The sequence below is a fragment of the Acinetobacter nosocomialis NIPH 2119 genome (genome assembly GCF_000368085.1).
GTDB classification, from domain to species: domain Bacteria; phylum Pseudomonadota; class Gammaproteobacteria; order Pseudomonadales; family Moraxellaceae; genus Acinetobacter; species Acinetobacter nosocomialis.
On the sequence record NZ_KB849239.1, the window covers coordinates 1608209 to 1630537 of the forward strand.

Genomic DNA, 22329 nt, shown 5'->3' on the forward strand with positions numbered 1-22329 from the left:
AAAATGAGATGGGGTCACCTCGTCCCCATCTCATTTTTTTAGCACTCAATGGCGTTAACAGCGAGGCCACCTTTTGAAGTCTCTTTATATTTCTCAGACATATCTCTGCCTGTTTCTTTCATGGTCTGAATCACTTTATCTAGGGTGACAAAGTGTTCATCGTCATCATGAAGTGCCATTTGGGCTGCATTAATGGCTTTTACAGCTGCAATTGCATTTCGTTCAATGCAAGGCACCTGAACCAAACCACCAATCGGGTCACACGTTAAACCCAAGTTATGTTCAAGCCCAATTTCAGCCGCATGTTCCACTTGCTCAGGTGATGCACCTAAAATCTCGGCTAAACCTGCCGAAGCCATCGCACACGCCGAGCCGACTTCGCCCTGACACCCTACTTCTGCACCAGAAATAGAAGCATTGAGTTTACATAAAATGCCGACGGCTGCCGCACTTAGAAAAAAGCGAACCACTTTATCTTCAGAAAAATCTTTAGAGAAAGTCACGTAGTAATATAAAACTGCCGGAATAATCCCTGCTGCTCCATTTGTAGGTGCCGTCACTACTCGGCCGCCAGCGGCATTTTCTTCATTTACCGCTAAGGCAAATAAATTGACCCATTCCATGGCATGAAAAGTCGTCACAATCAGGTTTGAGTTTTTCTTATTTAATAACTTATCGTGAATTTTCTTGGCCCGACGTTTTACGTTTAATCCGCCCGGTAATATTCCTTCATTAATTAATCCGTTGTGAATGCACTGCTGCATCACTTTCCAGATTTCCATAATCTTGCTGCGAATCTCAGCCTCACTACGCCAGCTTTTTTCATTTTCAAGCATTAACTCACTCACTGATAAATGATGAGTCTTACATAAGCTTAAAAGTTCAGCCGCACTGTGAAATGGATATGGAACCTTAACATCGTTAGTTTCAGTTTGAGTGTGTACTAGTTGCCTTTGACTAACAATAAAGCCACCACCAACCGAATAGTAAGTTTCTGCATATAAAATTTCTTGAGCCTCGTTATACGCAATCAATTCCATTGCATTGGGGTGATAAGGCAAAGATTCATCTAAAAAAAGCACATCATGCTTATAGTCAAAAGAAATAGTCTTTTGCCCATTAAGCTGGATTGCTTTATTTTCAAGAACATCTTCAATCAAGTTTGTACTTACTTGAGTATCAATATGTTCAGGGTCAAAACCCATTAAGCCTAATAGAACTGCTTTATCTGTCGCATGACCGACACCGGTTGCCGACAGCGAACCGTATAACTTCACCTGAACTCTAACCGTTGCTTGTAAATCGTTTTGCTTCAATAAATCATCCACAAAACTGTATGCCGCACGCATTGGTCCAACTGTATGGGAGCTAGATGGGCCGATGCCAATTTTAAAAAGATCAAATACACTAATAAACACGTAGTCCTACCTTCGATTCATTATTATTCGTATGTTCGTCATTATTGTGTCCTTTCGGATAGCTCTAAAATTATCATTAAGCCATCTATAAAGCACTGAAAATAAATGGTTCATTGCCTAAAAACAACACAATCAATTGCTAATACAGTCTTTCTAAAAAATTGAATTTTCCATTAATTTAAACGGTAAATGACTCAACCCATATTGAAGAATTGTTCTTTTGAGCAAATAAAATCACAAACCTTTGCCAATTTTTTATAAAAAATATTTGGTTTTCAAGTTATTTAGTTAAAATTTAAACCATTTAAAATCAATTAAAAACAAACATTTACATAATTTTCAAATTATCCATTGCCCATAAATAGAATAAAAATTCCCCTATTTACCAGTAACCATATATCGTATACGATATATGAAAGAACAATAGTTCTGTCGTTAAGGAAAACGTAATGACAAGTCAGTTTAAAAAACAGTTATCTCTAATGGATCTTACATTCATTGGCTTAGGCGCCATTTTCGGTTCAGGATGGTTATTTTCAGCAAGTCATGTGGCCTCTCAAGCCGGCCCTGCGGGTATATTGTCATGGATTATTGGGGGCTTTGCCGTTTTAATTCTGGGAATTATTTATTGTGAGTTAGGCGCAGCCTTACCCCGAGCAGGCGGTATTATCCGTTACCCCGTATTTTCACATGGCCCATTACAAGGATATTTATTGGGTTCTGTGACCGTCATTGCCTTTTCAAGTTTAATTGCAATTGAAGTCGTCGCTGCTCGTGAATATGCAGCCGCATGGTTCCCTTCTCTTACCGCCGTACATGATGGTGTTCGAACTCCAACGACCATTGGATGGTTGTTTCAGTTCGCGCTTTTATGCGTATTTTTTGCATTGAACTATTACAGCGTAAAGACCTTTGCAATTGCCAACAACCTAATTAGTGCATTGAAATTTGCTGTGCCGGTTTTAGTGATGGTTGCACTTCTATACCATTTTAAACCTGCAAACTTTTCAATGACCGAGTTTGCTCCAATGGGCGCTCACGGCGTACAAGGTGCCGTATCTGCTGGCGGTATTATTTTTGCGTACTTGGGTTTAACGCCGATTATTTCGGTAGCAAGTGAAGTAAAACGTCCTCAATTTACGATTCCTTTTGCACTCATCTTATCTGTCGTTTTGGCAACGATTATTTATGTAGTGCTTCAAGTCGCTTTCTTGGGTGCAGTACCTACCGATATGCTAGCAAATGGTTGGTCAGGACTTAGTGACAAGTTCCCATTACCTTACCGCGACATTGCCATGTTATTAGGTTTGGGATGGTTAGCACTGTTAGTTGTTTCAGATGCCATTATTTCTCCGTCTGGCTGCGGCAACATCTATATGGCTGCAACTCCACGTGTCATTTATGCATGGTCAAACAGTAATACGTTCTTCCGTATTTTTACGCGTGTAGATCCAAAATCAGGTATTCCTCGTTATGCATTATGGTTAACGTTTGCACTTTCAGTATTTTGGACCATGCCGTTTCCATCTTGGGATAAATTAATTTCCGTAGTTTCGGCAGCTTTAGTTTTAAGTTATGCCCTTGCTCCTGTCACAGTAGGTGCCTTACGCCGTAATGCTCCTGAGCTTGAACGTCCATTCTATGTAAAAGGATTTACCATTCTAGGCCCACTGGCTTTTGTCATTGCGTCTTTTATTGTGTATTGGTCTGGCTGGAATGTCATTTCATGGTTGTTAGGCGCACAAATTGTGTTGTTTGCACTCTATGTCATTTTTAAGCGCTACGTGCCAACCCAAGAAGTCAGCCTTGCCCAACAGTTAAAGTCATCAACATGGCTCCTTGTTTACTACATCTTAATGATTCTTGCCTCTTACCTTGGCAGCTTTGGTGATGGCGCAACACACCTATTGGCAGCGCCGTTCGACACCTTATTCGTCATGGTGATTTCTCTTGGTTGTTACTACTGGGGAATACGCTCAGGTTTACCAAAAGCACTGATTAAAAATGACGATGAAGCTTAGCGATCATTTGCTTAAACACATATAAGTTAAGGTTTTCTTTTGATTAATACCGTATACAAAATACAATATTTTCAAATGTAAAACCTTCACTTTGATAACTCTCCAACGTCAGAAGAACCACTTTTGACGTTCACTCTCAAGTGAGGTTGATAATGTTAAATATTACTGGTCAAAATTTTATTGCAGGTCAACGTTCAAGTGCAGGCAGTAAGTTTGTATTAAGCTACGATGCTGCAACAGATGAAGCATTACCCTATCAATTTGCTCAGGCCACTCCTGAAGAAATTGATCAGGCAGCTCAAGCAGCTGCATTGGCTTATCCTGCTTTTAGACAAACTACGCCAGAACAACGTGCTGTTTTTCTAGAAACGATTGCCAGTGAAATTGATGCGCTTGATGACCAGTTTATTGCGACAGTCTGTCAAGAAACTGCCTTACCAGAAGCTCGTATTCGCGGTGAACGTGGGCGAACTACAGGCCAATTGCGTCTGTTTGCTCAAGTATTACGCCGTGGCGACTATTTAGGTGCCCGTATTGATTTGGCTTTACCTGAACGTCAACCACTTCCACGTCCAGATTTACGTCAATATAAAATCGGTGTTGGACCAGTTGCCGTATTTGGTGCAAGTAACTTCCCTCTTGCCTTTTCTACTGCTGGTGGCGATACCGCTTCAGCACTTGCGGCTGGATGTCCAGTTATTGTGAAGGCTCATAGCGGTCACATGGCAACGGCCGAATACATTGCAAATGCCATTTGTAGTGCGATTGAGAAATGCGCTATGCCAAAAGGCATCTTTAGCATGATTTATGGTCAAGGTGTCGGTGAGCCACTGGTAAAACATCCAGCAATTAAAGCCGTTGGATTTACAGGTTCACTCAAAGGTGGTCGTGCTCTATGCGATTTAGCTGCCGCACGTCCTGAACCTATTCCTGTTTTTGCCGAAATGTCGAGCATTAATCCAATGATTTTATTACCTGAAGCTCTAAAAGTACGTGGTGATAAAATTGCGACCGAACTTAGTGGTTCAGTGGTTTTAGGCTGCGGTCAGTTTTGTACCAATCCGGGTTTAATTATTGGAATTAAATCACCTGAATTTAGCCAATTCCTTGACCATTTCAAGGTTGCAATGGCTCAGCAACCGCCACAAACCATGCTTAATAAAGGTACTTTAAGAAGCTACGAGCATGGCCTGAAAGAATTACTCGCACATGACCAAATAGAGCATTTAGCGGGTCAACCACAGCAAGGTCAACAAGCCTATCCTCAGCTCTTTAAAGCCGATGTATCTCTTTTACTAGAGCATGATGAGTTACTTCAAGAAGAAGTGTTCGGTCCAACGACAATTGTGATTGAAGTTGAATCGGCAGAGCAGCTCGCTCTAGCTTTAAATGGTCTGCGTGGTCAACTTACAGCATCATTAATTGCCGAACCACAAGATTTTGAGAACTTCGCGACCCTTATTCCCTTACTTGAAGAAAAAGCAGGACGTTTGCTTCTAAATGGTTATCCAACAGGTGTGGAAGTCTGTGATGCTATGGTTCACGGCGGGCCATATCCTGCAACTTCAGATGCACGCGGTACATCGGTAGGAACCTTGGCAATTGACCGTTATTTACGTCCAGTATGCTACCAAAACTATCCAGATCACTTATTGCCACTCGCCCTTCAAAATGCCAATCCGCTTGGTATCGCGCGCTTGGTCAATGGTGAAATGAGTAAAGCTGCTCTTTAATTTTTTTTAAAGGAGTTTATCCAAGAGATGAACTCCTTTTTTAGTTCAAAGCCTCCAGCGTAACCGCACATTATTTAAATAAAAAAGTGCAAAAAATGAATAACAAGATACCCCATCAAATCTATGTGTAACATATTTTCAAATAAGGATATTGGTATATGACGACAACATTAAAAAAGGTAGTAGCGGCCTCTATGGTCGGCTCCGTAGCAGAATGGTATGAATTTTTCCTTTATGGAACTGCTTCTGCCCTTGTCTTTGGCGAACTTTTCTTTCAACAAACCGGCCATGCTATAGATGGCATTTTGGCGGCCTTTGCCCTGTATGCCGTTGGCTTTTTAGCAAGACCTCTCGGTGGCCTCGTGTTTGGTCACTACGGTGATAAAATTGGACGCAAGAAATTATTGCAAATTAGCCTCATTATTGTCGGTATCACTACTTTTTTAATGGGCTGTATTCCGACCTTCCATCAAATTGGCTATTGGGCACCTACACTCCTAGTGATATTGCGTTTAATTCAAGGTTTTGCTTTTGGTGGTGAATGGGGCGGCGCAGTTATTTTAGTTTCAGAGCACAGTCCAGATGATCGCAGAGGTTATTGGGCAAGCTGGCCACAAACTGGCGTACCCCTCGGGAATTTAGTAGCCACGCTGGTTTTATTATTACTTTCAAAAAATCTCTCACCCGAACAATTCCTAGATTGGGGATGGCGCTGTGCATTCTGGTTCTCAGCAGTCGTGGTACTGATTGGACTATGGATTCGAAAAAATGTAGATGATGCCGAAGTGTTTAAAGAAGCACAGGCCAAACAACAGCTTCTTGAAAAGCAACAACTTGGGATTATTGAAGTTTTAAAATATCATAAGAAATCTGTTATTGCGGGTATCGGTGCCAGATTTGCAGAAAATATTTTGTACTATATGGTGGTTACTTTTTCGATCAGTTATTTAAAGTTAGTCGTCCATAAAGATACTTCGCAAATCTTATTGCTTATGTTCGGCGCCCACCTCATCCATTTCTTTATTATTCCTTTTATGGGGCATTTGAGCGATATATTTGGCCGTAAACCTATTTATCTTATTGGGGCTGTACTTACTGCTTTTTGGGGTTTTGTCGGCTTTCCTTTAATGGATACAGGCAATGACTGGCTCATTATGCTAGCAATTGTGCTCGGTCTATTTATTGAGTCCATGACCTACTCGCCTTACTCTGCGTTAATGACTGAGTTATTTCCAACTCACATCCGCTATACGGCGCTTTCATTTTGTTATCAAGTTGCGCCAATTATGGCAGGTTCGCTTGCTCCATTAATTGCCTTAACCTTACTCAAAGAATTTAATAGCTCAATTCCGATTTCTTTATATTTGGTTGCTGCAAGTCTGATCTCTATAGTCTCGATTTTGCTAGTGAAAGAAACCAAAGGCCGGTCATTGGCTTTCAAAGATTAGTCTTTAATATATAAATTCAGCACTTAATAATCATTTTGGGTTGTTTTATACAGCCCAATTTTTTTGTCTAAATATTTTTGATAGAGGCCCGATACAAAGTAGGTGACATGCCTGTATGCAACTTAAACTGACGACAAAAAGCACTATGGTCGGTATAACCACAGCGCAAACCAATTTGAGTGATTGGTAAATCTGTCGCCAATAGTTCAGTGGCGACTTGAAGACGAATTTTGCTAATCATTTGCCGAGGCGTTAAATGATATATTTTTTTGCAATAACGTTCTAACTGAGCCACCGACACACCAGCAATTGCGGTCAAATGCGCCAAAGTAATGGTTTCGGCATAATTCTTTTTAATATATTCCTCAACCTGAACCATTTTGTAAAAAGCAGGGTGTGTATTTTCAGGCACATTTAAATCATTAGAAATACCCGCTATTCCTACTAAGTTTCCATCCGCATCAAATAAAGGTTCTTTATAAGTTAAACACCAACCCGACTGATTTTTTGCATATAAATGCAGCTCTAATTGCTCTGTTAACTTTTTACCACGGCGAATAACTTGCAAGTCTTGCGATGTATATATTTTTCCAAGTGAATGAGGAAAAACTTCAGAAGAGGTTTTCCCCAATATTGCAGTTTTATCTTTTAGACCACAGCGATTTACTAAGGTTTGATTGACAAAGACATAGCGTGCTTCGGTATTTTTGATGAAAAAAACCACCGAAGATAAAGCATCAAACAATGGTTCTATACTCTCCAGATTTTTTAAGAAATCTTCCAAAGTGGTAGTTAGTTTCGGAATTTGAACCAAAGTCATGAGCTAGAGCGGACAAAATTATAACTTGTCTACTCTAGAACATTTTATTTTTGATTTAAAGGAGAAGTAGACATCGCCATGAGGCTTTTTATACGAGTAGGAAGTAATGGTGGTCGAGCATTAGGCAACTGCCAATCAAATAAACAAGCTGCTGCTGTTGCACATGTGCTTCCTTGGCACGCTCCCATTCCACAACGTGTATGTAATTTTGCATCAATCCAACTACTACGCTCGGCAACTTTATCAAAAGTCACATCTTCACATCGACAAAAAATAGTTTCTGGACGTGCAAGCGTTTTTAACTCAGCACGTAACTTGAAGCTTTTCTCAAGAAGATGTGCAAATAAACGATACCGTTGTCTTTGGGCAGATAATTGACTGGCTTTTTCATTTTGACCTATAGCCGCATAACCTGCGATGCTACCTTCAACCATCGCCAGCTCACTTCCGCCAAAACCTGTACACTCACCTGCTGCCCATACCTGTGGCTGTGATGTACGTTGATAGTCATCAACCGTAATCGCATTGTCTTTAATTTGACAACCCATTAGCTGCCCCAATTGAGTATTCGGTACTAAGCCAAACCCGCACGCGAGTCGATCACACTCAATTTCAATGATTCCTTTCGGCGTTTGTAGTTTTACTCGCTCAAGACGTTCCTGACCAATCGCTTCAATCACATAACTGTCAGGTTGATATAAACGATAAGGTAAAGATAACGCCTGTATTACTTTCGAAGGCCAGCGCCAAAGTTGTAGCGCAAATTTACGAACAGAAGATGAAGCCGCCTGTTCAGCAACATAGAGAACTTGCGCCCCTGCTTTTTTTGCTGTGTCCGCACTTGCTAAAAGTAATGGGCCGGAACCTGCAATCACAACGCGTTCATTTTTGATTGGTGTACCTGCTTTAATTAAGGCTTGCAACCCACCTGCCCCTGTTACGCCAGATAAAGTCCAACCGGGAAAAGGTAAAAATAGCTCTCTTGCTCCGGTACACAATATAAGCTGGCGATAAGACAAGTTTAGGCTGTCATGAGGTCGCTCAACGAGTAATTGTCCTGCAAAAGGCGCGGCGACAATTTTCGAACCAAACATAAATTCAATATTAGGATGAGCCTTGATTTGTTGATATTTCTGCTGCGCCATTTCAGGCACAGGAAAAATCGGTCCAGCCCGCCAGATTTGACCGCCCGCCTGTGGGTTATTATCCAATATTAAAATTCGCCCGCCACTTTCGGCGGCTGCAATAGCAGCTGACAACCCCGCAGGACCTGCCCCAACAACCACCACATCGTATTGTTTTTCCATTATTGTGTTTCCACCTTCATGTCTTGCTGGCACAGCGTCTGACACGCAAGCACTCTGAGTCCATTAATATTGACACGACATTCCTGACAAACTCCCATTCCACAAAATGGAGTGCGTTTTTCACCACAGACAGACAAACGGCTATAGGACTTCTTTTGTGCTAAAGCAGCAGCAACACTGGTGCCCTCAATCACAGAAACCGATTGGCCGTTAATAAAAAGCTGAATCATCTATGCAGCTCCTATAAAGCGATGAGGTAAAAAAGGTTCTGGATCTATATCAAAAGTTAACCCACACACGTGTGAAGCAATCAGTTTTGCCGTACCTGTCGCTGTGGTGACACCTAATCCTTCATGACCTACCGCTAAATAAACCGATTGAAATGCAGGATGTCGTCCAATTACCGGAATGCCATCCGGAGTGGCTGCGCGAAAGCCAGTCCATGCCCGAATAACATTAAGATCAGCCAATGCTGGGAAATAATCAGTAGCTTCTTTAAGCACCCGAGTAAAGACTTCTGGCTCTACAGTCGGATCAACTGTATTAAACTGACGAGATGACCCAATAAAAAGCTGGCCCGTCGGTCTAGGCTGAATATTACAAGCCACCGAAATTCCACTTGTCGCTTGAGTACTGGCTGCATAAGCCAAAGCCACCAACGTATGTTTTACATTTAATTCGGGATAACGGTCGGTAATCGCCAAATGACCTTTTTTAGGTTCAATCGGTAACTCTGGAAAAAAATCAGTCGCATGAATGCCGTTAGCCAAAACGATATGCGTAGCTTCTAGCCATGTTCCATCACTTAACTGAACTCGATTTTCTTCAATATGAATAACTTTAGCTTGTTGAACCTGAACCTTGTGAGGAAATTTTTTTAATAACCATTCAGCAGCACAAGGTGCATATAAAATTCCATCATCAAAAACTTCTAAACCACCATAAAGACCCTGCTTTAAGTGAGGTTCAAGCTGATGAACTTCATCTGCGTTTCGAAGTTGGCAACGGACACCTTGTGCAGTGAGACGTTGATATTTTTCCTCAGCAATCTGCATTTCTTCTGCGCTACTTGCCAGCCATAAAGTTGGCGTTTGGCGATAGGCACAGTCTTCCGAAAGTTCGTGTCCTAATTCATGCCATAGCTGAACTGACCAATGACTAAGTTTTAATTCGGCTTCCAAGTCATCCATAATGACCAAATGCCCCATGCCCGCAGCAGTTGCACCACCGATCCGAGCATCCAAAACTTGCACATTTAACCCTTGCCGAGCCAATTCATAAGCACATGCCGCACCTACAATACCTGCACCAATGACGATGGCATCGGTTCTCATAGCTGAATACCCCAAGCAAATGGGTCATTTTCATCCATAAATAAAGTTGCTTCGGCACTCATGTAAGCTTCACCACGAATGGTTGGAATCACATATTCCCCTGCTTGCTCATACGAGGCAATAAACTGGCTACCGATAATACTGGCTTGTTTCCATAACTTTCCTGGCTCAAGTTTGCCATCTGCAGCCAAACAAGCAATTTTCGCACTCGTTCCAGTTCCACACGGTGAACGGTCATAGGCCTTGCCTGGACAAAGCACGAAATTTTTACTGTCTGCTTCGGTGTCACTTGCAAATAACTCGATATGGTCAATTTCTTGCCCATCTTTACCGGTTATTCCTTGTGCCGAAAGCGCTTGTCTAACCGTCCACGCATATTCGGTAAGTTGATCTAAATTATCACTTGCAACACGTTGTCCATGATCATTAATCAAGAAGAACCAGTTACCGCCCCATGCAATATCACCAGTAACTTTTCCATATTTTTCAACGTCAACCTCAACCGCTTTCTTATAACGATATGCAGGTACGTTTCGCACACTAACCGAATGATCTTCATGCAATGTCGCTTCAACATCGCCCACTGGAGTTTCAATTAAGTGTGTACCCACTTGTATTTTGCCCAAGTGTGCTAACGAAGCCACTAAACCAATCGTGCCATGACCACACATGCCGAGGTAGCCTGTGTTATTAAAGAAAATAACGCCAGCACTCGCTTTGGGATTCACAGGTTTACATAATAATGCACCAACCAAAACATCATTACCGCGCGGCTCTAACATAGTTGCTCTACGGAAATGGTCATATTGTTCTGATAATATTTTTCGGCGGCTTTCCATATCTCCTGTGCCTAAATCAGGAAAACCTTCAAGTACTAATCGTGTTGGTTCGCCACCAGTATGAGAGTCCAAAATTTTTACTGTTTTCATAGAAGTATCCTTACATTTTCCTTTAGGATGACTGATCTCAAAACAGCAAGCTTGATCGTTTTCTTATAAATCTATGACGAAATCAGCATAGTAAAAACTTGCTTCAGCTAAAATAAAGACAAAAAAATTAGGCCATTGGCCTAATTGAAATGATAAAGAATGCAGCACTTATTTTTTCACATTTTTATGATGAGGTAAGTGCTCATAAAGTGATTGGCAAACACCATTAATATGCTCTTCAATTAACTTAACCGCCAAATCAACATCCTTGGCTTTACAGGCTTTCACAATTTCTTTGTGCTCATCATTTGCACGTGATTTACCTTCGGAAACATTCATTTGTAATCTTAAATAGCGCTCAATTTTATCGTAAATAGAACGAATTAATCCGAGCATATAAGGCCGCTGTGCCGGTTCATACAGGCAGGCATGTAACTGCCAATTTAGTGTGGTCCAGCTTCCAATATCCATGTTATCAATAAAGGCATTACAAATTTCATCTGCCTTTTTATAAGTTTCTTCTGTCATATTCGGCACGGCGAGCTGAATCAACTTCGTTTCTAACATAACCCGTACTTCAAAAATCTGAGCTAATTCTTCTTCAGAGATTCGGGTCACAATTGCACCACGATTTTTTATAAACTCCACCAAGCCTTCGGCTTCAAGTTGCTTTAAGGCTTCACGTACCGGAATTTTGCTGACATTAAATAGCTTGGCAATTTCATCCTGACGGATAGGCTCACCTTCAGCAATATGCCCTGCAATAATTGCTTCTCTAATATATTTGACAATAACTTCTGATACCGAAGGCATTGCACCAAGATTTGATACATTAAAAGATGGTAGCGTCACGAATATTCTCTTAACCTCAAAATATGACACAAACAAAAGGATGATAATTTTAGTCATCCACCATAATGAAATTATTGCTTTGAAAGCATCATTTTCGGTACGGTTTATCCTTCATATAAAGCTTTTAAAAACTATTTTTATATCACTACAAACCAATAATTTTTAAAATCATTCCTATACAAAGTATACTTTATACCATTTAATTCACAAAACTATTATTAGACTATGCCGAAATCGTCATTATTTTATTGTATTTAACCAAGCAAATCGTCATAAATACCAGCATACTACCCTGTTCTCCTGACGGGAAACTGTCAAAAATTCTTATCCATTGAGCTGATTATTCCTTACAAGGTAAAAATTTTTATCTTGTAGAAATCTTGCTGCATAAAACTTTCAGAGTTTGAGTCACTTCATATGAGTACGCCAACAGAAGCAAAATTTTCCCTGACTTATTATACGGGTTTCTTATCTGTACTATTTGCTGCTTTTCTATGGGGTACGGCAGGCACTGCAGCATCTTTTGCAAAGGGCATCAGTCCACTTGTAATTGCTACTATTTCTGTGGGCTTCGGTGGTTTAATTCACACATTTTTAAGTTTAAAAGCCATTAAAAAAGATTACCGAAAGCTTTTTGGCTATAAAACCAAAGTTTTGATTGCCGTCATTGTTTCTATTCTTTGTCCATTTGCTTTTTATTCTTCGGTTTCATTAGCTGGTGTTTCTATTGGTACTGTTATTTCAATTGGTTGCGCCCCTTTGTTTTCAGTCATGCTTGAGTGGCTATTAGATAAACGTAAGCTTTCTTTAAAATGGCTTATCAGTTTTATTCTTGGCTTTTTAGGAGTTATTTTACTCTCATATGCAGGCGAACATAGTCACCAACATCAAGGCGTTCAATCCGAACGGCTATTAGGTGTATTTTTTGGCTTACTCTCAAGTCTGAGTTATGCATCATATTCATGGATTATGAAAAATTTAATCCATAAAGGCATCGACTCAAGAGCTGCAATGGGCGTGATCTTTGGGATTTCAGCAGTTCTGTTATTACCTACTTTATTAATTACAGCAACTCACCTATTTAATTATCCAAATAATATTTGGGTGGCACTTTATATCCCAATCGTACCTATGTTCTTAGGCTATTTATTTTTTAGCTTTGGTTTAAAACGTATTCCAGCCAGTCAAGCCATGACGTTAGCTTTGGTTGAAATTCCTGTTGCAGCGTTATTGGCAGTTGTTGTCGTAGGCGAAAGTTTAACAATGAATAGTTATTTAGGTTTAGTTTTAATATTCCTCTGCGTTATTGTTCTCACTAAAAAATAAATAATATAAGTAAAAAGAGGCTAAATCATTAGCCTCTTTTTTTATAGATATTTGCTTAGATTTCAGCTGACCAGTTACGGTACCAAGTACGGAATAATTCATACTGAGTTTCAACGTATTTACGTTGTGATTCACTCAATGCATCCGTCTCGTTAAAATGTAAGGTATATTCTTTATCACCATTAAGTACCATTAAGTACTTGTAATAAAGGACTAAATCAGTACCTTCATCAAAAGATGATAAAACTTCTAAAGCGTTTGATAATTCTTGTGCCAAACGACGAGCTTTTGCATCACCTGCTGCAGCTTTCTTACTAAGGTCGACCAACTGTAAAACTTCTTTAGGTAAAGCATTACCAATGCCTGTAATTGCACCCGTTGCATTGCAGTTAACAAAGCCATGGAAAACTTGAGTATCTACGCCAGCCATTAATGTCACAGAGTCATCTTGAGAAGTGATGAACTCGGCTGCATAACGCATATCAGCAGCACCGCCAAACTCTTTAAAACCAATTAAGTTTGGAAACTCACGACGCAATTCAAAAAACAAATCTGCACGAGTCGCAAATCCATAATACGGGCTATTGTAAATTACCGCAGGTAAGCTAGGTGCAGCTTTTAGAATCGCAGAAAAGTGTGCCTTTTGTGCAGTTGGTGATGCACCACGTGATAATACACGTGGAATTACCATAAGCCCTTGTGCACCTACTTTTTCTGCATGAGCTGCATGAGAAACTGCTTCTTTTGAATTAACTGCCCCAGTACCCACAATTGTCGGAATACCGGCAGCTACAAGTCGTGCTACACCTTCTTGACGTTGAGCTTCGGTCAATAAAGGCCAATCGCCCATCGAACCACAATACACTACCGCACTCATTCCCGCTTCAATAAGCTCATGCCCTTTTCTCACAAGCGCATCAAAATCTGGCTCACGGTTAGAAGTACATGGAGTCATTAGCGCCGGGATACATCCTGTGAAGATATTACTCATAATTATTCCTCAGTAATATAGTTAAAACTATTGGTAGTTGTACTTTTGAGTTAATCCATCTCAAAAGTTATGGAATGGGTATCAATAGCTGTCCAATCATTCTTCATATATCGTATACGATATACACAAAAAAGAATAGTCTTTGTTCTAAAATTCTTTTTGTCTAAAAAAAATTTAGGAAAAACAAAGGCAAAAACTCTAGAACTAATAAATAAAATAAGTTTTGAAAGCTTTTTTCTAATTTATTAATAATAACGATTCAAAAATTAAACGAGGCTGCAGAAAAGATTAAAAAAGATACAGGGAACATTAGCCATTAGTCGCACTTCCCTATTTTTACTCATTTTTACTGGTAAAGTGCTTTACATGGTTTGATACAACCTACTTAACTCAGATGCATAATTCACCTGTTACCTGCATCTGAAGTTTTTCTGCCTCTAGTCCGCTAGGGGCTTTTTTTTGTAATAGATAAAAACTGCTATATCAGCTTCATAAGCATAGCGAAAAGCAATATCCTCTCTTCCATTCTTCTTAAACTAAAAGAATAAAAGCCCATCTTTTGACAGGCTTTCTTATTCAGTCTTCTATCAATTTTTAGTTAAAAAATTAACCGCAGTTCGCGTTGGTAATTTTTTTAGTTGCTGGATCAATGGTAACAGTTACTCGGTTTGAACGGTAATCCATCGTCATTGGCTGACCAGGAGCTACTTTACGTACAATTTCTGACTTCGTTTTTTGCTTAATTTGGTCATCAGTTAAGCCAGATAACCCCACTAATTTTTGAGCTTCTTCTGCTACGCAGTTAGCTTGGTTATCACGGAATAATTTCCACTCTTCGACCACTTGACCATTTGGCAGATGACAATATCCAACCTGACCATTTGTTTCATTTCTAATTTCTAATTTTCCGCCTTGTTCAACACAATATTGACTTGCCGGATTTGGTGAACCAATTTTTGGTGGAGTTAATTCTTTATGCTGTACTGCTGAACAAGCCGTTAACGAAACAAGCGCTAATCCAAGAAAGATAGTTTTTTTCATAAATTTTACTTCTTACTAAAAAAACTAAAGATATCAAAAAAATTCATGTTTTATATAAACTGTTTACAATAAAAAACCTTCATAGAGAGTAACTTATAAAATAATTAATTATTCCAAGCGGTACATTATTAGCAATAGAATCAATTAACAAATTTGTGCACTATAATCTTTCTAAAATACGTGCCCCAACGCCTTCTTGTCCCAATACATCATTTGGATTTCTTAGTGGACATTGTTCTAATGACAAGCACCCACAACCTATACACCAATCCATTTCATCTCTAAGTCGCGTAAGTTTTTGAATACGATCATCCAAACTTTTCCGCCAATCAAGAGATAACTCTTTCCATTGCTGTGCAGTTAATTTAGACCCCATCGGATACTTACTTAAAGCTTGTTTAATTTCATCTAATGGAATCCCAACTTTTTGGGCAATTTTAATGATCGCAATGTAACGCAACACCACTAAAGTAAAACGACGTTGATTACCATTGGTTCTTATACTTTTAATTAAACCTTTAGACTCGTAAAAATGAAGCGTTGAAACTGCAACACCACTGCGTTTTGCAACTTCACCTACAGTCAACAAACGGCTTTGATTCGTTTCAGTCATTTCTATTAATCACAACTTTAGTTGAGGTTTTATAAAAGGATGCTTAAACTTTGTCAAATAAGACAATTTAATTTTAACAGTTCAAGCATTTAGAATATTTATCTAAATTTTAAACTACTAGAATGAATTAAGAATATATATCCAAAAACGAACAAAAAACAATCAAACCTTTTAAATTAATATTTCAGGTCAGGCCATATAAAACAAAATGCTATGGTCTATTTTCACAGCCACAAACCCAAAACATATTGTAAACAAATGGCATAGGTGCGCTGAGTGGATAGACTTTAGCTTCTTCTATTTTATATGTCTTTTTTCTCGATTCGATATGTAAAATATTATCACAGCGTGCAATCACTGTTCCTTTTTTATATAGCTTTTTTCTTTCATTTTTTGCATCAAATTTATATACCAAAAAGTAAACTTTTTCCCCTACCTCTATATTTGAATGATTAACCATAATGTAACCATTACAATACTTACATTGCCAATCGTCCATATCTTAAAATATCACATACTCAAATTAAAAAAATAGAATAACTGTTTTAGTATAAATTTAATAAAAATATAAATCTAAAAAAATATTTAAAATTAAAAAATAATACTTATTTGTGACGTTTATCACACTAATTGGCTGTCAAATTATAAAAAATAAATATATAAAAGACAAATAGTTAACAAAATATAAAATAATTATCATTTTCAATTAGATCAAATATTTTAAAATCAAACTTAATACTTATAAAATTACATAAACATAATATTTATATTATTATATAAAATAAAAAATAATTTAAATTATTTTTTTAAGAACTATATTAAAATCAATAATTAAATATTTTTCATCTTGAATTGAAAAAAATTCACTCCTATATTTATTTAAAAAACTTAGAATATATAGAAATATATCTTGATTTTTTCCTTATGACTACTCAGAGACAAAAACTTGAACTTCCTTTAGGACATAATAAATTATTACTTCATTCATATTGTGCTCCCTGTTCTGGAGAAGTCATGGAAGCATTAATTGAGTCCAATATAGACTTTTCTATATTCTTTTATAATCCTAATATCCATCCAGTGAAAGAATATCTCATTCGTAAAGAGGAAAATATTCGATTTGCAGAGAAACATAATATTCCGTTTATTGATGCAGATTATGACACAGACAATTGGTTTGCTCGTGCTAAAGGAATGGAAAATGAACCTGAACGTGGTATTCGATGTACCATGTGTTTTGATATGCGCTTTGAACGTACTGCTTTATACGCTTATGAACATGGTTTTAGCTTAATCAGTAGTTCTTTAGGCATTTCAAGATGGAAAAATATGACACAAATCAACGATTGCGGGATTCGCGCTGCTTCACACTATCCAGAAATCCAGTACTGGGACTACAACTGGCGAAAAAATGGTGGCTCTAGCCGTATGATTGAAATTAGTAAGCGTGAAGAATTCTATCAGCAAGAATATTGTGGTTGTGTCTATTCTTTACGTGATACAAATCGCTGGCGTATGAGTAATGGCCGAGATCGTATTAAACTTGGTGTTAAGTTTTATAGTAATGCTATGGAAGAAGATTAAAAATCTCTCTAGCTATTTAAAAATAAATAAGTTAATTATATTTATTTCATTTTCTAAATTTTTAACCTTAAATAAAAAGAGCCACATCTGGAGAATGTGGCTAAAAGGTGTACTTAGACGAGCTTTGATGTTTTTATAATAATTAAGTTAGCTTAAAATAATATTAATAAAAATTTTTTATTTTAAAAACTCATAAAAATAAGCAATTTCTTTTCTCATTAGATTTATTGTGTTAGTTTTTAATACTTTAATGTTTCTATAAACTATTTATATCCAACATATAATTTCATCAATCAGTCAGAATGAAGTGTAATTATGATTCAAAATGAAATAATCAAAGTCTCGCCAGTTCAACAACAAGACTATACTCAATGGTTAGAATATTGGGTTGCCTATCAAAATTTCTATCAGGTCAATTTACCCCTCCATATCACAAAAATGACTTGGGATCGTTTTTTCGATGAAAAAGAACCCATTTATTGTGCTGTTGCCAAAAATAAACAAGGTATCTTAGGTTTTGTCACTTATATGTTTCATCGGTCTACTTGGGCAGAAAATAACTACTGTTATTTAGAAGATCTGTATGTATCACCTGAAGTTCGTGGAAGACACATTGGCAAGCAACTTATTGAGTATGTTCAGAAGCAAGCCACCGAACATAACTGCGACCGTTTATACTGGCATACACAAGAAAGTAATCATACCGCTCAAAAACTCTACGACTGGATTGCACAAAAGCCCGGCGTTATTCAATATCGTATGTCTTTAACCTAACAAGTAAAAACACCAAAAGCCTTAATTCTTTTGGTGTTTTATTTTTAAACCTAGAATAATGTTTATTTAATTCTTGCTGCGAATAAGCTTACTTACTTTATCATTAACAGTTAAACATTGGTTAAATGCTGCGAAACGTTTGAGTTCTTGCTCTAACTCGAAAAAGAAATGCTCTTTATCTTTCACTGTTTTTTCTAAATGTAAGCTAATTACCTCTAACTCTTTCACACTCCGATGCGCTTTACAGTCAATTCGGCCGACCAACTCATCTTGATAGAGAATAGGTAAACAGAAATATCCAAATATCCGTTTGGCTGCTGGTACATAACATTCGATCCGATAATCAAACTCGAATAAAGAAGTTAAGCGGTCACGATGTATAAGCGAGTTATCAAAAGGCGAAAGTATTTTTAAACCAAATTCACTATCCACTTTTTGCTCTATTGCTGCTACATCCACATATAGGCTTTGACCGTCAGCAAGTTTAACCGCTGATACAATACCAGCATCAACCTGCTCTTTGAGCACAACACGCATAGCCTCTTTTAAATCATTTTTCTTTAAATGAACTAATTGTTTCCATGTAAATGCCCCATGTGCTCGAAGCGTATTATTAAATAAATACTGCGCATATTCGTAAAGCGTGGGCATTGTTAAATCAATATTTTCAGGCAAGCAACGCTCAGTCAAATCATAGACTTTTTCCATACCGTTACGCTCACAAATCATCAGATCGCCCTGCATATATAACTGCTCAAAAGCACGGCGTCCCGGACCTGTATTCCACCAATTCCCTAAACTTTTTTTATTTTTCTTGTCAATATCACGTAATCGAATTTTACCTTCAGCACGAACACGCGCCAATATTTCATTCATCAGGTGTTGATCACCTCTATTGAAATAACGGCTTTCCCCTTTCTTAACCGACATCATGGCAGGTAAAGCATAGCGATAATCTTTCATAGGAAGATAAGACGCCGCATGATACCAATATTCAAAAATTTGACGTTCGCGAACCAAACTATTTAAATGGCTTAACTCATAGTCACACACTCGGTTCCATAATATATGGTGATGAGCACGCTCAACCACAGAGATGGTATCAATCTGCACATATCCTAAATGTTCAATCGCCTGTAAGGTTCCATCTACTCCTGTCGCAAATGGACTATTTTTTCCTAAGCCTTGTTTAAGTAAGGCAATTTTTTTCAAAGAAGATGTCATAAAAATCAAATATTATTGTATTCATTTCAAATCTAAAAATTTCAGAATCATCCTATCACTATTCTTTAATATTCTTTGCAACTAAATCGTATTTCTTTAGATATGTAATATTCTCTACTCACATAAAAATTTATAGACGAATTTTGCGATAACTTTTAGGTGCTAGCCTTATCACTAAAACTATCACCAGTATCACACTACATATATGAAAAATCCATCCAGCTTTATAACTCCCTGTAAAGTCGTGTAATGCTGCGACTAGCCAAGGTGGTATTGCTGCAAGTAAAAAACCACCCCCTTGCATAAGTGCAGATAAAGCTCCTGCATTGCTAGGTTCTTCAAAATGGTCAAGTGCAACAATAAGTGTTAGAGCAAAACAGCCTCCCAAGCCAATCCCTAAACAAATTGCCCATAAAATAGATGCAAACTTGGGCACAAATGCAAGTCCAGAAAAACCAGCAAATTGCATGAATAGAGTAAACCATAGCCATGGACGGCGATCTTTATATTGTCTAGCTAAAATAGGCAAAATCAGTGCCGATGCTGCTTGGCTTAAAGCAAGTAAAGCGAGCAATTTTCCACTTTGTCCACTACTCCAACCATGATCTTGAAAAGAAGGTGCTAACCAAGCAACAACCGAAGAATAACCACCATTAACAAGCCCAAAACACAGCATTAATAACCATGTTCTAGGTTTCTTAAGCAACGTCTTTACAGGTGCTGCAGATACATTCAAACTTACGGCTGAGGGTAAAAAAATAAATGTTGAGATTAATGCCAATACAGCTGGTAGAGCAAAGAAAGCCAATCCCACAGGCCATAAACCCGTTATATTTGAGACCACAGGCGCTAACCATGCGCCTAATGCACCGCCCCCCATAAGCATAGCGGAATAAAGTCCCATCATCGGACCAATATGTTGACTAAACTCTCTTTTGATAATGCCTGGAAAAGCTGCTTGTATCAGCGCGACGCCTAAACCGATCACGACCGCACTGATAATTAAACCCTCAGCTGTAGGAAATAAAAATCTAAGGCCACATCCAATACAAATAGTCAGTAAAGCACCCAAAACAACTCTGCGCTCGCCAACTATGCTTTGTACGATTGGACCAATAAATGCAATGACTCCCATTAACATCATCGGCAATAAAGTGAGTAAAGCTATTCCTTGTAGAGTCAACCCAGTGTCTGCTCGGATACTGGAGACTAATGGACCAATGCTTGTCATAAAAGGTCTTAAATTGAGTCCAACCAAGGCGACTGTAACGATGAGCATGGATCGAGCAAAAGAAGCTCCAGACTGATTCATTACTTTAGGCCTGACTGATTGCTTTGATAATTCTTCCACAGTACGTAAAGATCGGTACGGCCTTCAAATCGGACAGGTACATATTCAATTTTCATAGTCTGCTCAGCAAATGGTTTTGCAAGATCAGCATATATTTCAGCTGTAGATAAACCAAAAGGTTTTCCGTCTTCATTAGAATAAGCATAATGAACTGTTTTTATACCTGCTAAACGCATTGCGGCCATACACATAGGACATGGATGCCCACTTGCAAACACAGAACAACCTTCTAAATTTGCAGTTCCTAGAACTTGGCTAGCTGCACGAATTGCAAGTAATTCAGCATGAGCCGTCGGGTCATTGGTTGTTAAAATCTGATTTACGCCAGAAGCAATTACTTTCCCATCTTTTACAATTACTGCGCCAAATGGTCTGCCGCCTTTTTCAACATTGTGATAAGCAAGTTCTAACGCTTGGCGTAAAAGCATTTGATTTTCTTTCATCATTTATCCTCAACCAACTTTGCGCCGACTAAAAGAAGTAACTTTCAATTTCACAGTATTCACTTGAATGTACATGCTGTAGCAATGATCCAATTATCTAGATAAGAAACTTAGGTATGAAAAACTCTAAGCAAGCTTTAAGAGCAGAACAATTTGGAACTAGAATAAATGTGCTTAAAAGTATTTGGAAATTAAATTATTTAATCGATTGTATTAAGATTATAAATACTTATTTATTGTGCTTTTTGCATTGTTGGTGATAATTCTTATGTTTGACCCTCGTCTTCTTCGTGCATTTGTGACTATTTTTGAAAGTGGCAGTTTTACCATCGCTGCTGATAAGTTACATCTGACCCAATCAACGATTAGTCAGCAATTGGCACGTCTTGAAGAATCTGTTGGTCATACTCTCATTGATCGTACATCACGACCTTTACAATTGACTGCCTCAGGTGAATATTTAATTGGTTATGCTCAAAGAATTTTGACACTTCAACAAGAAGCAGAAGCTGTTTTAAAAGATCCAGCAGGTAGTATTCCTATTCGGATTGGCTTACCAGAAGATATGATGAGTACTGCTATGGCAGAAGTTTTCGGCATATTCGCACAAGCCCATCGATCTATTCGCTTAGATGTTACTTCTGGCCTAAGCCGTAACCTAACAGAGCGTTATCGAAATGGTGAACTGGATATTGTTATTGTGAAAGAGCCTACTGCCAGTGCTGATTGCTATGCATCTTTTCCTGAAGAAATGGCTTGGTTTGAAAGTGAAAATACCACTACACCCATAACCGATCCCATTCGTTTAGTGACTTTCCCCCAAGGAGGACTTTATCGAGACGAAATGTTTGAAACCTTAGAGCGAGAACGGAAACGTTGGTATATTGCTTTTACAGGCAGTAGTTTAGAAAGTGTTTTAGTCAGTGTCGAAACAGGTTTGGGAATATCTTTACTTCCTGTAAGTACCACTAAAGGTCGTCGTGTACGTAAATATAGGTCGTTAGGTGAAGCTTCACCTATGGTAGTTTCAATTTACACATGGGAAAAAGCTGGGTTGATTTCCCAGCTTGCTGATAAGATCACTACTGTATTGCAGGATCGTTTCGAATCGCTCTCTTAA

At 38.4% G+C, this 22329-nt stretch carries 21 protein-coding genes; 7 read left to right on the top strand and 14 right to left on the bottom strand.

Going from position 1 to position 22329, the window contains the following annotated elements; all coding sequences use genetic code 11:
• Positions 1–38: 38 nt before the first annotated feature.
• Positions 39–1418, bottom strand: a complete 1380-nt coding sequence (locus F984_RS11550) for an L-serine ammonia-lyase (RefSeq protein ID WP_004709499.1) — start codon at positions 1416–1418, stop codon at positions 39–41.
• Positions 1419–1867: 449 nt separating this feature from the next.
• On the opposite strand from F984_RS11550, the gene F984_RS11555 reads away from it, so the two are divergent.
• From F984_RS11555 to abaF, 3 genes are all read left to right on the top strand, one after another.
• On the top strand, positions 1868–3439 hold the full coding sequence (locus F984_RS11555; protein WP_004709500.1) for an APC family permease: 1572 nt from the start codon (positions 1868–1870) through the stop codon (positions 3437–3439).
• 152 nt (positions 3440–3591) lie between these two features.
• Entirely contained in the window at positions 3592–5172 is a 1581-nt protein-coding gene (locus tag F984_RS11560) for an aldehyde dehydrogenase (NADP(+)) (protein ID WP_004709502.1), read from the top strand.
• Between the two features lie 158 nt (positions 5173–5330).
• Positions 5331–6620, top strand: coding sequence for a fosfomycin efflux MFS transporter AbaF (gene abaF / locus F984_RS11565; RefSeq protein WP_004709504.1), 1290 nt, complete (start codon positions 5331–5333; stop codon positions 6618–6620).
• A 67-nt stretch (positions 6621–6687) separates the two neighbouring features.
• Here abaF and F984_RS11570 read toward each other — a convergent pair whose 3' ends face one another.
• From F984_RS11570 to F984_RS11595, 6 genes are all read right to left on the bottom strand, one after another.
• Positions 6688–7440: an AraC family transcriptional regulator gene (locus tag F984_RS11570; RefSeq protein ID WP_000177080.1), complete on the bottom strand. Its 753-nt coding sequence runs from the start codon at positions 7438–7440 to the stop codon at positions 6688–6690.
• 44 nt (positions 7441–7484) lie between these two features.
• Entirely contained in the window at positions 7485–8747 is a 1263-nt protein-coding gene (locus F984_RS11575) for an FAD-dependent oxidoreductase (RefSeq protein ID WP_004709506.1), read from the bottom strand.
• Entirely contained in the window at positions 8747–8977 is a 231-nt protein-coding gene (locus F984_RS11580; RefSeq protein WP_004709508.1) for a (2Fe-2S)-binding protein, read from the bottom strand. The genes F984_RS11575 and F984_RS11580 overlap by 1 nt, the downstream gene beginning before the upstream one ends.
• On the bottom strand, positions 8978–10081 hold the full coding sequence (locus tag F984_RS11585; protein ID WP_004709510.1) for an NAD(P)/FAD-dependent oxidoreductase: 1104 nt from the start codon (positions 10079–10081) through the stop codon (positions 8978–8980).
• Positions 10078–11010, bottom strand: coding sequence for a 4-hydroxyproline epimerase (locus F984_RS11590; protein WP_004709512.1), 933 nt, complete (start codon positions 11008–11010; stop codon positions 10078–10080). The genes F984_RS11585 and F984_RS11590 overlap by 4 nt, the downstream gene beginning before the upstream one ends.
• Before the next feature lie 168 nt (positions 11011–11178).
• Positions 11179–11862, bottom strand: coding sequence for a GntR family transcriptional regulator (locus tag F984_RS11595; protein ID WP_000174668.1), 684 nt, complete (start codon positions 11860–11862; stop codon positions 11179–11181).
• Positions 11863–12279: 417 nt separating this feature from the next.
• Between F984_RS11595 and F984_RS11600 the strand changes: the two genes are divergently transcribed.
• On the top strand, positions 12280–13188 hold the full coding sequence (locus F984_RS11600; protein ID WP_004709514.1) for a DMT family transporter: 909 nt from the start codon (positions 12280–12282) through the stop codon (positions 13186–13188).
• A gap of 55 nt (positions 13189–13243) precedes the next feature.
• Here the strand turns inward: F984_RS11600 and F984_RS11605 are convergent, their stop codons facing one another.
• The 4 genes from F984_RS11605 to F984_RS11620 form a co-directional block, all read right to left on the bottom strand.
• The gene (locus F984_RS11605) at positions 13244–14179 is read right to left on the bottom strand and encodes a dihydrodipicolinate synthase family protein (RefSeq protein WP_004709517.1); all 936 of its coding nucleotides are present in this window, start codon (positions 14177–14179) and stop codon (positions 13244–13246) included.
• A gap of 606 nt (positions 14180–14785) precedes the next feature.
• Complete coding sequence (locus F984_RS11610; RefSeq protein ID WP_004709519.1) at positions 14786–15220, bottom strand: I78 family peptidase inhibitor; 435 nt, start codon at positions 15218–15220, stop codon at positions 14786–14788.
• A 160-nt stretch (positions 15221–15380) separates the two neighbouring features.
• Positions 15381–15833 carry a redox-sensitive transcriptional activator SoxR gene (gene soxR, locus F984_RS11615; RefSeq protein ID WP_004709521.1) on the bottom strand — a complete coding sequence of 151 codons (453 nt, stop codon included), beginning with the start codon at positions 15831–15833 and terminating at the stop codon, positions 15381–15383.
• A 211-nt stretch (positions 15834–16044) separates the two neighbouring features.
• Complete coding sequence (locus F984_RS11620; protein ID WP_004709525.1) at positions 16045–16332, bottom strand: hypothetical protein; 288 nt, start codon at positions 16330–16332, stop codon at positions 16045–16047.
• A 425-nt stretch (positions 16333–16757) separates the two neighbouring features.
• On the opposite strand from F984_RS11620, the gene F984_RS11625 reads away from it, so the two are divergent.
• Positions 16758–17417, top strand: coding sequence for an epoxyqueuosine reductase QueH (locus F984_RS11625; protein ID WP_080631560.1), 660 nt, complete (start codon positions 16758–16760; stop codon positions 17415–17417).
• A 315-nt stretch (positions 17418–17732) separates the two neighbouring features.
• On the top strand, positions 17733–18191 hold the full coding sequence (locus F984_RS11630; protein ID WP_004709528.1) for a GNAT family N-acetyltransferase: 459 nt from the start codon (positions 17733–17735) through the stop codon (positions 18189–18191).
• A 66-nt stretch (positions 18192–18257) separates the two neighbouring features.
• On the opposite strand, the gene F984_RS11635 is transcribed toward F984_RS11630, so the two are convergent.
• The 3 genes from F984_RS11635 to F984_RS11645 all read right to left on the bottom strand — a co-directional run bounded on the left by F984_RS11635 (position 18258) and on the right by F984_RS11645 (position 21209).
• A complete protein-coding gene (locus F984_RS11635) occupies positions 18258–19415 on the bottom strand; it encodes a winged helix-turn-helix domain-containing protein (RefSeq protein ID WP_004709530.1) in 1158 nt (385 codons plus the stop codon).
• Between the two features lie 130 nt (positions 19416–19545).
• Entirely contained in the window at positions 19546–20727 is a 1182-nt protein-coding gene (locus F984_RS11640; protein WP_004709533.1) for a cyanate transporter, read from the bottom strand.
• Positions 20727–21209 carry a nucleoside deaminase gene (locus tag F984_RS11645; RefSeq protein ID WP_004709534.1) on the bottom strand — a complete coding sequence of 161 codons (483 nt, stop codon included), beginning with the start codon at positions 21207–21209 and terminating at the stop codon, positions 20727–20729. The genes F984_RS11640 and F984_RS11645 overlap by 1 nt, the downstream gene beginning before the upstream one ends.
• 268 nt (positions 21210–21477) lie before the next feature.
• Here F984_RS11645 and F984_RS11650 point away from each other — a divergent pair, with 268 nt between their 5' ends.
• On the top strand, positions 21478–22329 hold the full coding sequence (locus F984_RS11650; protein WP_004709537.1) for a LysR family transcriptional regulator: 852 nt from the start codon (positions 21478–21480) through the stop codon (positions 22327–22329).